Genomic DNA, 13,230 nt, shown 5'->3' with positions numbered 1-13,230 from the left:
CGTGCGGTTCCCCATGACAGGAACCGCACGCCATCCTTCATCCCGGCTTCAGCGGCCACTGCCGCCGATGCGATCGAAACCGCTGGGCGTGGCATCGCTGCCAAAGCGATAGCTGGACGCGGTAATCGCGCCGCGCAGGTCGTTTTCCGAATAGACGCAGATGCCCGGATCATTTCCGGCCGCACCCACCGCAACCATCAGCGGGATGAGGTGATCGGCCTGCGGATGGCAGATGCGCGCGGCCGGCGCCTTTTCCCATTCCAGCAGCGCCGCCGCGCGTTCGGCCGGCGCCAGATCGATCAGGGCATGGCGCAGCCAGGCATCGAAGGCTGCCGATGGCGCCGCCGCCGCGGCGTTGAACTGGCGCAGGTTGTGATAGCTGAACCCCGACCCGATGATCAGCACGCCTTCGTCGCGCAAGGGCGCCAGGGCGCGGCCCAGCGCCAGGTGCGCCGCGACATCATAGTCGGCGCGCAGCGACAGGCTGAGCACGGGAATATCCGCCTCGGGCCAGATCGGCTGCAGCATCGAGAACGTGCCGTGGTCGAAACCGCGCGTCGGATCGGTGCCCATCGCGATGCCGGCTGCCTTGCCCAGTTCCACCACGCGCCGCGCCAGATCGGGCGCACCGGGCGCGGGATAGCGGATGTGATAGGTGTGTTCGGGAAAGCCGTAATAGTCATAGACCATGCCCGGCTGCGCGGCGGTCGACACGGTGAACTGCGGCTCTTCCCAATGGCCTGAAACCACCAGCACCGCGCGCGGACGGGCAGGCAATTGCGCGGGCAAAGCCTTGAGCGAGGCTTCCAGCCAGGCAAAGCCTTCGCGGAACGGGCCATCGAGCCAGGGCCAGGGGCCGCCGCCGTGCGAGAGAAAGAACACCGGCTGTTGCTGCATGCGAAATCCATCCTTTCCCGTCCTATCTATGGATTGTTGTGGCCAATGACAGCGGCCAAAACCCTGCGCATCTTGTTGGCCCAAGTTGAACGCGCCGCTCCCTTGCGGCAGATGGCCGGATGCAGGGCGCAAAACCGCAGCAAAGGGTGGCACCATGGCCAAACCGTAATGTTTTGATCACGCCCCCGGCAGGGCACACGGGCTAGACCGCTTTTCGACGGTGAGCAGCTTGGACCCGCGACGTGACGGTCCCCTGTTCCGGTTCCGCTTGGGCTGCTCGCCGTCACCCTGCCGCATGGCGCAGACCCCGCTTTCCCGATCCCCGGTTTTCCGGTAGCCGTCGATGCGCACAGGGCCCTTGCCCTTTCCGCGGCATACCATCCAGTACGTCGGAAAACCTCTCGTTTCGGAACATCCCAGGCCGTGTCACGCCCCATCTTCTTCGATCCCACCGGCCAGCGCCGTCGCTGGACCCGCCGCCTGGCCTTTGCCGTATTAGCCATTCTGGTTGGCATGTGCGTGGTCTTTGCCACCACCGTGGCCACGGTTACGCCGCGCGAACCGCTGAACTTTGCCCAGGAACACATGGCGCCGCTGCGGCTCAAGGGCCAGGTCAGCCGCCTGTCCCACCGCCTGGCCGCGCTGCTGGGCCGGCCCGCGACCGTGGTGCCCGCGCGCCAGCAGACCGCGCCGATCACCATCGGGTTCTACCAGGCAGACAGCGATGAAAGCGCTGGCGCGCTGCAACACCACGTCGGCCAGCTCGATTGGGTTGCGCCCACGCTGATGTCGATCGATCACGCCGGCAACCTGACGGTGACCGACGATGCGCCGATGCGCCGGATCATTACCGGGTCGCTGCACCGCCCGCTGGTGGTGCCGGTCTTGCAGAACGTGCGCGAGAACACCGGCTGGGATGGCGCTGGCACCGCCGCCGTGCTGGCCAACCCGGCGCGCCGCCTGGCCCTGGCCACCGCGATCGATGCCGCGCTCGACAAGTCGGGCGATGCGGGCGTGATGATCGACTTCGAAAACCTGCCGCAGACCGCGCTGGCCGGGCTGCACAAGTTCACCGCCGACCTGCACGCCCGCCTCGCCCCCAAGCACCGCGTGGTGGCGATCACCATGCCGGTGGATGACGAGAACTGGCACCCGCGCGCCTTTGCCGATGTCGCCGACAAGATCGTGCTGATGGCCTATGACGAGCACTGGCAGGGCGGCCAGCCTGGGCCGATCGCCTCGAACGGCTGGTTCCTGGGCCAAGTGGCCGACATGATCAAGGGCACCGCGCCGGGCAAGGTCGTCGTCGCACTGGGCAGCTATGGCTATGACTGGCACGAAGGCCATGCCGATGCGCTGACCATCGAAGAAGCCTGGCTGGCCGCGCACGACAGCGGCACCATGCCGGCGTGGGACAAGGCCAGCGGCAACGTCGGCTTTGCCTATACCGACGATGCCGATACCCAGGATGGCACGCCGGCGTTGCGCCACGATGTGTGGATGCTCGATGCCGCCACCAGCTGGAACCAGATGCTGATGCTGCGCCAGTTGGGCCTCGGCTCGGTGGCGTTGTGGCGGCTGGGTTCGGAAGATCCCGGCTTCTGGGACGTGCTCAAGACCTGGCGCAGTGGCAGCAAGACGCTGCCCGATCTTTCGCGCATCACGCAAAGCAGCAACGTCGACGTGGAAGGCAACGGCGAAATCCTGCGCATCGATGCCACGCCCACGCCCGGCACGCGCACCCTCGCCACCGATCACCGCCTCGGCCTGGTGACGGGCGAACGCTATGATTCGCTGCCCACGCCCTATGTCGTGCGCCGCACCGGCGACCGGCCCAAGCTGGTATCGCTGACGTTCGACGATGGCCCCGATCCGACCTGGACGCCGCAGATCCTGGCGATCCTGGAAAAGTATCACGTGCCCGGCACGTTCTTCGTCATCGGCGAAAACGGCGTGGCCAATCGCGGCCTGCTGCAACGCATGGTGGCCGATGGCGATGAGATCGGCAACCACAGCTATACCCATCCCAACATGGCCAACAGCACGCCGACCGGGATCAAGCTGGAACTCAATGCCACGCAGCGCCTGATCGAGGCCTATACCGGCCGCTCCACCCGCCTGTTCCGCGCCCCCTACTTCGGGGACGCCGAACCGACCACGGCCGACGAACTCGATCCCGCGCTGGTCGCGCAAAACCAGGGCTATACCATTGTCGGCCTGCACGCCGATCCGGGCGACTGGATGCGCCGCCCGGCCGACGAGGTGGTGAAGCTGACGGTCGATGCGGTCAACGCGGGCAATGCCGATCGCTCTGCCAACGTGATCCTGCTGCACGATGGCGGTGGCGATCGTTCGCAGACCGTGGCGGCCCTGCCGCGGATCATCCAGCAGTTGCAGGCGCAGGGCTATCGCTTCGTGCCGGTGTCCACGCTGGCCGGGCTCAAGCGTGATGACGTGATGCCGGCGGTCAAGGGCTGGGATCTCATGGCCGTGCGGCTCGACATCGGCATCTTTGCCGTGCTGGCTGCGGCGCTTGCCACGCTCAACTGGACGTTCTTCTTTGCCATTGCGCTGGGCACGCTGCGCGCTGTCGGGCTGACCGGCCTGGCGCTGTTCCCGCAGCGCAAGCTGGACCTGCCCTGGCTCAATCGCACCAAGGACGGCGGGGAAGATCCCACGCCCTATCAGCCGCGCGTGACCGTGATCATCCCGGCCTATAACGAAGAGCGGGTGATCGAGGCTTCGGTACACCGCATCCTGGCAAGCACTTATCCCGCGATCAACGTGATCGTGGCCGATGACGGATCCAAGGACGCGACCAGCGCGATCGTGGCCAAGGCATTCGGCGACGATCCGCGCGTGCGGCTGATGACGCTGGTCAATGGCGGCAAGGCCAGCGCGCTCAACCGCGCGCTCGCCGCCGCCGATGGCGAAATCATCGTCGCGCTCGATGCCGATACCCAGTTCGAACCTGCCACCATCGGCAAGCTGGTGCGCTGGTTCGAAAAGCCGGAAATCGGCGCGGTGGCGGGCAATGCCAAGGTCGGCAACCGGGTGAACCTCGTCACCCGCTGGCAGGCGGTGGAATATGTCACCGCGCAGAACATCGAACGCCGCGCGCTGACCCGGTTCGACGCGATCATGGTCGTGCCCGGTGCTGTCGGCGCCTGGCGCCGCGAAGCGCTCAACGATGTCGGCGGCTATCCCGAAGATACCCTGGCTGAAGACCAGGATCTGACCATCGCCATCCAGCGCCACGGCTGGAAGGTGGCCTATGACGAAGACGCCGTTGCCTGGACCGAAGCGCCCGAAACCCTGCGCGCCTTGGGCAAGCAGCGCTTCCGCTGGGCGTTCGGCACGCTGCAATGCCTGTGGAAGCATCGCGCCGTGGTGGCGCAGCAGCGCCCCTCGGGCCTGGCCTTCGTGGGGATTCCGCAGGCCTGGCTGTTCCAGATCGCCTTTGCCATCGCCTCTCCGCTGATCGACCTGGCGCTCGGCATCTCGATCGTCGGCACGATCGTGCGGGTGATCCAGCACGGCTGGGCCCAGACGCAGACCGACGTGCTCCGCATGGGCGCCTATTGGCTGGGCTTCACCATGATCGACCTCGCCTGCGGCCTGGTGGCGTTCCGGCTCGACGTGCGGGAAAAGCGCCTGCCGCCGTTCCTGCTGCTCAGCCAGCGCTTCGTCTATCGCCAGCTGATGTACGGCGTGGTGATCCGCGCGGTCAGCGCCGCCCTGGCGGGCCTGGGCATCGGCTGGGGCAAGCTGGAGCGTACCGGCCGGGTAAGCGCGCCGGAAGGCAAGAAGACCTCCTGACCCGGCAACCGGCCTCCCGCCCTTCCCGTCGCGGCGCGACGAATGGAAGGGCGGGACGGCTGCGGGCAGGGCCAACTGCCCCGCTTGGCTCGCTGCTGGCGCGCGGCTTTATCGCGGCAGATGCAGCGTCAGCGACAGGCCCCCGCCGGCTGCCTCGCCCAGTTCCAGCCGCCCGCGATGCAGCCGCGCCACGGCATTGACCATCGAAAGGCCCAGGCCGCCGCCGGGCAGAGTGCGGGCATTGTCGAGCCGCACGAACCGCTCGATCACGCGGGGGCGATCCTCCGGGGCAATGCCCGGCCCATTGTCGGCCACTTCCAGCACGGCCTCCCCCTCTGCCACGCAGGTGCGCAGGGTGATGGCCGTGCCACCATATTTCAGGGCATTGTCGATCGCATTGGCCAGGGCGCGCGAAATCAGCTCGCGGTCGGCCATGATCCAGGCCGGCGCCAGGTCCAGCGTCATGGTCACGCCCGATTGCTCGGCCAGCGGCTCGTAAAGCTCGGCCATGTCGGCCACCACCGCCGCCAGATCGAGCGAGACGCGCCGATCCTGCGCCGTGCCGCCTTCCAGACGGCTGATTTCCAGCGCGGTTTCCAGCATGGCGCGCAGCCCGTCGGCATCGGCGCGCGCGGCCTGCAACGCCTCGATCGCGCCGGGTTCGTCAACGCGGGCCAGCGCCGTGTCGATCGCGGCCGAAAGCCGCGTGACGGGAGAGCGCAGATCGTGCGCCAGCGCGCCCGACACCGCGCCGAGTTCCGCCACCAGGCTGGCGATCCGTTCGGCCATCTGGTTCATCTGCAAGCGCAGGTGGTCAAAGCCATCGCCGCTTTGTCCCTCGGCCAGGCGCATGCCGAAATTGCCGGCGGCCAGTTCCTCGGCTGCCTGGGCGATTTCATGCGTGCGGCTGCTGATCGCCACGCCCAGCACCACCGCGCTCAACAGCGCCAGCGCCACGGCCACGGCAATGGTCAGCCCGATCGCGGCGGCAAAGGCCAGGTTGAAGCGCCGCTCACTGGCGCCCATCAATCCCACGGTCAGCTTGGCCCCATCGGGCAGGGTCGTGGCCAGAACCAGAGCTTCCTGATCCGTGGCGCTATCGCCGCGCCGCACCAGCACCGATTGCGGGCGCGGGCCCGGCGCAATAGCCGGGACGAAATCGATATTGCTGGTCAACGCCGGCGCGCTGCCGCCGGCCAGCGCCACGAAAACACCGGGATCGGCCACGCTGCCGCGCTGATCGCGGATGAAATCATCCAGCGATTCCCGGCCGCCACTGTAGAAAGCGGCGAGCAGATCGTCGCGCACATCGATCACCTGGTCTTCGCGATCGGCACGCACCACGTCGAGCATCTGGGTGCGCAGGAAGAAGATCGCCGCCGCGCTCGACAGCAGCTGCAACACGAAGACCGCCGCCACCAGCCGCAGCATGGTGGGCGACAGGCGCCGCTGGTGCATGGCCCGGCCGAACATCGTCACAGCCCGCCTATGTTCGATCTGGGCATCATCGGCCCGGCCACGATCAGTCGGCCGCCATGCGATAGCCCGCGCCGCGCACGGTGTGGAACAGCGCCTGTTCCTCGCCATCGTCGATCTTGCGGCGCAGGCGGCTGATGTGCACGTCGATCACGTTGGTGCCGGGATCGAAATGATAATCCCACACCGCTTCCAGCAGCATGGTGCGGGTGACCACCTCGCCCTGGTGCAGCAGCATGTATTCGAGCAGGCGGAACTCGCGCGGTTGCAGCGTGATCTTGCGCGTGCCGCGCTTTACCTGGCGGGTGAGCCGGTCGAGTTCCAGATCGGCGCAGCGCAGCACGGTGTCCTGCGCCTTTTGCCGGCCAGTGCCACGCCGGGTCAGCGCCTGGACCCGCGCCAGCAATTCGGCAAAGGAGAACGGCTTGCCCAGGTAATCGTCTGCCCCGGCGGTCAGGCCGGCCACGCGATCATCGGTGCTGCCCAGCGCCGACAGCACGATCACCGGCGTCTCCACCTCGGCCGCGCGCAGGGCCTTGAGCACGGCAAGGCCATCCATGCCCGGCAGCATGCGATCGAGCACGACCACGTCGAACTGGCTGTCGGTGGCCAGGAACAGCCCGTCCCGGCCGTTTTCGGCGCGGTCCACGGTATAGCCTTCTTCGGCAAAACCGCGCGCGATATAGTCCCCGATCTGGGGATCGTCTTCAACCAGGAGGATGCGTCCGGCCACAAGCCACTTCCATGACAACGAGTTAATCTTGCCCCCACTGCCCGGACAGGGCGTGGGGACCATGCCATGACCATCATGGCTATTGGCTTTCCCGGTCGCAAGCTGTTTGCCCTTGCCGCCGCCCTGCCCTTGCTGGGAGGCGCGACCATGGCCGCGACCGGGTATTTCGCCGGCTATTTCGATCGCCAGGCCATGCACTACCGCCCCGCGCTTGGCCAGCCACGCCAGGATCTGGTGGCGATCTACTTTTCTGGCGACATGGGCCTGCGGCTTGGCCCCGGCTGCCGCACCGTGGCGGCGCTGCGCCGCCAGGGCCTGGCGGTGATGGCAGTGGATTCGCCGGCGCTGTTCCGCCTGACGCGCGATCGCGCCTTTGTCGATGCGCTGGTGGCCGATACCATTCGCGCCGCGCTGGCCCGCAGCCATGCCGCCAAGGTCGCGCTGATCGGCGCGGCGTTTGGCGCGGGCATTCTCGATACCGGGCTGGGCGCCGTGCCGGCCGATCTGCGCAGCCGCATTGCCTCGGTCGTGCTGGTGCAGCCAGGAACGGCGGTCTATTTCCAGGCCAATCCGGGCGGCCTGATCCACCCCGGCGCGCCTGACAGCGACCCGTACCGCACCGTGCGCCTGCTCAACGGGTTGCCGGTGACCTGCATTGCCAAAAGCAGCCAGGACCAGGGCCTGTGCGCGGCCGGCCAGCTTGCCGGGGCCAGCCATGTCGAGCTCGATGCGCTGCGCCCGCGCGGCCCGGCGTACAAGGTCGATATCGCCAGTATCGCCGCCAATGCCGCGCTGTTTCCACCCGGGCCGATGCACTAAATCAGATCAGGCCCTCAATGAGATCAGGGCAGGGACGGACCGACCGGAAGATGGCCTGGCATGGGCTGCATCGTGCCGGGCATCGCGCTGCCCGGGCCCATCGTTGACGGCGCGCCGCCAATGGCGCCGCTATAGCCATAGCCCTGCTGCATGAACGGCCCCATCGCGCCGCGGGTGGCACCCAGCGTCGGCCCGACCTGGCCGGGTTGGTCTGGGCCGGGATCGGGCGATTGCGCAGCCAGCCGCTCGCGATCGGTGGTTGCGGCCGGCGGCAGCACCGGATCGGGATCGCTGGTATCGTGGCCTGGAGCGCCGGCGGCCGGCGGCACGATGATCACCGGCGGCGTGGCCGCGGCCAGCGCATCGGCCTGGCCCTGCCCCGGCACTGCCGTGGCGCTGGCCTTGTTCGCCGATCCGGCTGACGCGGGGCTGGCAGATCCTGCCGCGGTCGCTGGCGCCGACGATGCCGCTGCCACCAGGGCGGGCGCACCCGCCGCCTGGCCGGCAACGGCGGCCTGGTCTGAGGCCTGATTCTGAAACGGAGAGCCGAAGATCGCCATCGCGGCAACGCTCGCTGCTACGGCACCGATGCCGGTGCCGCCCAGCATCAACAGCGCGCCGCGCCAGGCCGTGAGACGCGCTGCGATCGGGCGCTTTCCGCCCTGGTCGGTGCCGCCAACCACGCGCAGCGGAACCACCTGCGCGCCGGCGCGCATGGGGGCAATCGCCACGCTGGCTGCGCTGTCATACCCCGGCATCGCCAGTTGCGGGCGCAAGGGCACGTCGCGCAGGATGCGCGCGGTCAGCCCAGGGGGCAGCGCCGGCGCTTCATGCAGGCCAAGAATTTGGTCGAGCGCCGCGTCGGCAGGCGACGCATCGGCATGGCGCAAGGGGGCCGCTGACAAGCCTGCCGCCTGATCCCGGCCCGGATCGGCGATGCGAGGCTGCTGGTCGGTCACGCGCGGGGGCCTGCGCCCGTAGCAAAAGCGTGAGCGGCCGGTGAATTGGCAAAGTCGGCCGCGCCGGCAAAGGCCACATCGCGGCAGGTAATGTCACGCGCTTCAAGCAGTTCACGCATCTGCCGCCTCGCCCTGAACAACAGCGACTCCATCGCCTTGATATTAAGATCAAGCACCTGTGCCGCAAGTGCATTGGAGAAGTTCTCGTAATAGCACAAGACCAAGGCAGCCCGATAGCGTTCAGGCAGATCGGCAAGCGCCGCCGCCACCTGGGCACAGGCCTGGCGCTGTTCGATCAGGCGATCGGCCAGCGGCGCCTGGTCGGCGCAATCGGGCACCTCGTCGGTCACCACCACGCGAAAGCGCCGCTTGCGATCGAAACACAGGTTCATCGCCACGCGATGCAGCCATCCGACCAGGCCAGCGCCGGTCGGCTGCCAGCGCGGCGCGTTCTGCCACATGCGGGCAAAGCAGTCCTGCACCACGTCCTCGGCATCGTGGCCATCGCCCAGCATGCGGGCGGCCACGCGATAGAGCGCGGCGGCATGGCGTTCGACCAACACGGCAAAGGATGCCTGGCAACCCTCGCCCACGCGTCGCATCAGCGCCACGTCGTCGCGCAGGGCCAGGCCCCGCCCATCGCGGGGCGGCTCCGGCTCGGCAACAGGCAGCGCTCGGGGCGAAAGCGCCCCGGCAGTGCCATGTCGATGATCGATGACTGATCCAGCCGGATGAAGACCGCCAGGATCTTCGACCGGGGAAAGGGGCTCGCCCTGCAAGTCACCGCAAAAGGTCATGCGGTCCACCCGTCGCGCACGATGGTTGCTCCGTCCATTCCCTTGTCCCACAGCCCTGCTGGCGGGTTTTGTCTGAACGGCAAATTTACAGTCACGGAAATTGTCTGAACATTTCTTCATCTTCGCTTGCGACGGATAGTGGTTACGGCGCATTTCAGGCACTGGTAAAGCCGGCCTGCCCCGGATATGAAGCCCGCCATGTTGCCACCGGCCCGCCCCTGCTGGCCCTTTTGCCCAACGAGACGAGAGCCCATGCAGCGCCTCCCCAAGATTCGTTTTCTTTCGACCGTCGCCACCATGGCGATTCCGGCCGCCCTGGTGGCCGTTGCCACCCCGGCGCTTGCCGATACCACGGTGGGCACCAGCACGCTGACTGCCCTCAACACCTCGTCGGCCGGCAATATCACCGTCAACGGCAGCGGCGCGATCAAGCTGCCCAGCGGCGTTCCGATCACGATCGATTCGTCGAACACGGTCAATGTCAATTCCGGTGGCTCGCTGACCGTCGCCGGGGTCAGCAACAGCGCCGGCATCGTCGCCAACGCCGGGGTGACCACCACGATCACCAACGATGGCACGATCACCGTCAGCGAAGACTATACGCCGCCGGTCCTGGGCAACAGCTCGGTCGTCAATGGCTCGGTCTCGCAGCTGACCAACCGCTATGGCATCCACATCCTGTCGGGCAACGCCACCACGGCGACGATCTCGAACACCGGCACGATCGGCGTGGAAGGCAACAATTCGGGCGGCATCGTCGTCAGTTCACCGCTCACCGGTTCGATCACCAACACCGGCACGATCTCGGTCAAGGGTGACAACTCGGTTGGCGTGAGCACCGGCAATGTCACCGGCAACCTCGCCATCGGCGGCACCGTGGCGGTGATCGGCACCGGCGCACAGGCGGTTGTCGTCAACGGCGACATCAACGGCGCGTTCAAGATCGACGGCGCAATGACCCAGGCGGTCAGCTACACCGCCGACGATGGCACCACGCAGACGCTGTCGCCCACCGCGCTGAGCAGCGGCAAGGCCGCCGTGCAGGTTTCGGGCAACGTCACCGGCGGCGTGATCGTCACTGTGGCGTCGAGCACCAACAACGTCACCGAAACCACCGGTTCGATCCAGTCCTACGGCACCAGCCCCGCGCTGCTGATCGGTGGCGCCGGCAACACCACGATCGGCTCGGTCGTGGCGACTTCGGGCACCTATTCGGTTGCGGTTGACGGCAGCGTCAGCGCCACCGCCTATTACAGCGGCCTCAACGCCTATGGCGTCGTCGTTGGCGGCCAAGGCGGCACCGTCAGCCTGCCCAACGGCATCGGCGTGCACGGCACCGTCACGGCCACCACGGTCAACGGTGATGCCACCGCGATCCTGCTCAACCAGGGTGTTACGGCCACGTCGCTCTACAACGAAGGCACGATCAAGGCGACGGCGAGCGGGGTTGCCTCGGGCAATCTCTATGGCATCCGCGATCTGTCGGGCACGCTCAACACCGTCAACAACACCGGCTTCATCACCATCAGCGGTGCATCGACCGGCAAGACCGCGGCGATCGATCTCTCGGCCAACACCAGCGGCGTGACGATCAAGCAGTACCTCAATGCCACCGGCGTCACCAGCCAGGCATCGGACAAGGCCGCGTCGGGCTACAACGTGGCGACCGCGCCGGTCTACACCGCGATCACCGGTGACATCTACACCGGCAGCGGCAACGATACGGTGGACATCGAATCCGGCAAGGTAACCGGCAACGCCTATCTCGGCACCGGCAATAACACCGTGATCATGGCCGACGATTCCAAGTGGATCGGCAACATCGATTTCGGCACCTCTGGCACCGCCTCGATGACGATGAGCGCCAATGCGCGCTTCACCGGGCAGATGGCGCTCAACGACCAGGTCGGCACGCTGACCATCGGCGGTTCGGCGATCTGGGCCGGCACCATCACCGGTGGTTCGCAGCTCAACGTGACGGTCAATGGCGGCTCGTTCGGCGCCAACGCCGTCGGCACCACCACGATCAACAACCTGACGGTCGGTTCGGGCGGCGCGCTCGGCGTCTATGTGGACTCCACCGGCACGGCTTCCAAGCTGGTGGCCAACACCGCAACCTTCGCCTCGGGTGCCAAGATCAACGTCTCGGTGTCCTCGTTCCTGAGCGCGACCACGCCGCAGACCATCGTCTCGGCCGGCACGCTGACCGGCGGCAGCAATGTCACCACCAGCTCGCTGTCGCTGCCCGTGCTCTATACCGGTTCGATCTCGCAGAACGGCAACGACCTCGTCCTGTCGCTGTCGCGCAAGACCGCCGCGCAGCTTGGCCTGACCACGCCCCAGGCAGCCGCCTATGACGCGATCATCGGCAATGCGGCCAACTACACCAACCTGCAGTCCAGCCTGCTCCAGGTCACCGATACGCCGACGCTGCAGAGCCAGTTCAACCAGCTGCTGCCCGATTATGCCGGCGGGGCGTTCGATTTCGTCACGCGTGGCTCGCGCCAGGCGGCGCTGCACGTGGCCGACGATTCGTCGCTGTTCACGATCAGCAACACCGGCATGTGGCTCGAACCGCTCTATTTCCGCGCCAGCAAGCACGACGATGATTCGGTCGGCTACAGCCTGAGCGGCGGCGGCGTGTCCTTCGGGCTCGAACGCGCCACCGCGCTGGGCAACATCGGTGCCTACTTCGACTGGACCAGCGGCACGGTGAACAACCACAACCAGCAGTCGCTGGGCGTGAACAACATCGAAATCAACGCGTTCTGGCGCAAGGCGTTCGGCAAGCTCTACACCTTTGCCCGCGTTGGCTACGGCCGCTCGTCGTTCAAGCTTGACCGCACCTTCACCGGCGCGGTCGACTCTGCGACGATCACCTATGCGGCGCACGGCGGCTGGAAGGGCCACTCGCTGTCGGCCACGGGCGGGTTCAGCTATGACATCGATCTGAGCGACACGTTCAAGATCAAGCCCAAGGCGAACATCGAATACTTCCGCCTCAAGGAAAACGGCTACCAGGAAACTGGCACCGACGCGATGATCCTGCTGGTGCGTGACCGCAGCAGCACGGCCGTCAACGCCACCACCACGCTGGGCTTTGCGTGGAGCAGCGGCCCGAGCAGCTACGAAGGCCGCCCGTTCACCGTGGAAGCCGACGTGGGCCGCCGCAGCCACCTGTCGGGCGACCTGGGCGCCACCACCGCGATCTTCGGTTCGGGCCAGCAGTTCACGCTCACCCCGGAAAACGTGCAGTCGGCCTGGATCGGCTCGATCGGCATTCTCCAGGGCGGTCTCGACTATACCTGGAAGATTTCGGCCGGCGCGGAAAAGCCGCAGAACGGCGGCATCGCCGCCAACGTGCGCGCTTCGCTCAGCATCGCGCTCTGATCGCGGCGCCTTGGGCGCCACATCCATGGAGCCACATCCATGGAACGGGGGCGGCAACCACGCGGTTGCCGCCCCTTTCTTGTTTGCACAGGTTGGCCCCGCCATCGCGCGCGCGCCGCAGCGCGTTGGCCAGGGGTCACCTGCCCGCAAAAGGAAACATCATGGAAGATCCCCGCAACCTGCCGCCCGAGCAGCGCGCACGCCGCTTTGGCCGCGCCGGCCTGACCGTTGCGATCATCATCGCGGCCATCATTCTGGTGATCTTCGTGGGCCGCAACCTGTGGCACGCCCGCGTGCTGCACCAGGAAGAGCGCACCGGCGTCGCCAACGACGCCTGATG

At 67.1% G+C, this 13,230-nt stretch carries 9 protein-coding genes; 4 read left to right on the top strand and 5 right to left on the bottom strand.

What is annotated here, in order from left to right:
• Positions 1 to 48: 48 nt before the first annotated feature.
• On the bottom strand, positions 49 to 897 hold the full coding sequence (locus SCA01S_RS05195) for a DODA-type extradiol aromatic ring-opening family dioxygenase (RefSeq protein WP_062783536.1): 849 nt from the start codon (positions 895 to 897) through the stop codon (positions 49 to 51).
• 423 nt (positions 898 to 1,320) lie between these two features.
• Here SCA01S_RS05195 and SCA01S_RS05190 point away from each other — a divergent pair, with 423 nt between their 5' ends.
• Positions 1,321 to 4,716: a trifunctional glycoside hydrolase family 18/polysaccharide deacetylase/glycosyltransferase family 2 protein gene (locus SCA01S_RS05190; protein ID WP_062783534.1), complete on the top strand. Its 3,396-nt coding sequence runs from the start codon at positions 1,321 to 1,323 to the stop codon at positions 4,714 to 4,716.
• 108 nt (positions 4,717 to 4,824) lie between these two features.
• Here SCA01S_RS05190 and SCA01S_RS05185 read toward each other — a convergent pair whose 3' ends face one another.
• Entirely contained in the window at positions 4,825 to 6,189 is a 1,365-nt protein-coding gene (locus tag SCA01S_RS05185; protein ID WP_231627663.1) for a HAMP domain-containing sensor histidine kinase, read from the bottom strand.
• 49 nt (positions 6,190 to 6,238) lie between these two features.
• Entirely contained in the window at positions 6,239 to 6,925 is a 687-nt protein-coding gene (locus SCA01S_RS05180; RefSeq protein WP_022676774.1) for a response regulator transcription factor, read from the bottom strand.
• Between the two features lie 66 nt (positions 6,926 to 6,991).
• Between SCA01S_RS05180 and SCA01S_RS05175 the strand changes: the two genes are divergently transcribed.
• Complete coding sequence (locus SCA01S_RS05175) at positions 6,992 to 7,744, top strand: AcvB/VirJ family lysyl-phosphatidylglycerol hydrolase (protein WP_245652447.1); 753 nt, start codon at positions 6,992 to 6,994, stop codon at positions 7,742 to 7,744.
• Between the two features lie 23 nt (positions 7,745 to 7,767).
• Here SCA01S_RS05175 and SCA01S_RS05170 read toward each other — a convergent pair whose 3' ends face one another.
• Both SCA01S_RS05170 and SCA01S_RS05165 read right to left on the bottom strand, forming a co-directional pair.
• On the bottom strand, positions 7,768 to 8,703 hold the full coding sequence (locus SCA01S_RS05170) for a hypothetical protein (protein WP_062783532.1): 936 nt from the start codon (positions 8,701 to 8,703) through the stop codon (positions 7,768 to 7,770).
• Entirely contained in the window at positions 8,700 to 9,500 is an 801-nt protein-coding gene (locus SCA01S_RS05165; protein ID WP_245652446.1) for an RNA polymerase sigma factor, read from the bottom strand. Before SCA01S_RS05165 ends, SCA01S_RS05170 begins: the two co-directional genes overlap by 4 nt.
• Before the next feature lie 252 nt (positions 9,501 to 9,752).
• Between SCA01S_RS05165 and SCA01S_RS05160 the strand changes: the two genes are divergently transcribed.
• Positions 9,753 to 12,890, top strand: coding sequence for an autotransporter domain-containing protein (locus SCA01S_RS05160; protein ID WP_062783530.1), 3,138 nt, complete (start codon positions 9,753 to 9,755; stop codon positions 12,888 to 12,890).
• Between the two features lie 161 nt (positions 12,891 to 13,051).
• The gene (locus SCA01S_RS22080) at positions 13,052 to 13,228 is read left to right on the top strand and encodes a hypothetical protein (RefSeq protein ID WP_156306541.1); all 177 of its coding nucleotides are present in this window, start codon (positions 13,052 to 13,054) and stop codon (positions 13,226 to 13,228) included.
• The last annotated feature ends 2 nt before the right edge of the window (positions 13,229 to 13,230 follow it).

This window comes from Novosphingobium capsulatum NBRC 12533 (assembly GCF_001598375.1).
Lineage (GTDB): Bacteria > Pseudomonadota > Alphaproteobacteria > Sphingomonadales > Sphingomonadaceae > Novosphingobium > Novosphingobium capsulatum.
The sequence above is the reverse complement of the archived record's forward strand: the minus strand, read 5'-3'. Positions and strand labels throughout refer to the sequence as shown.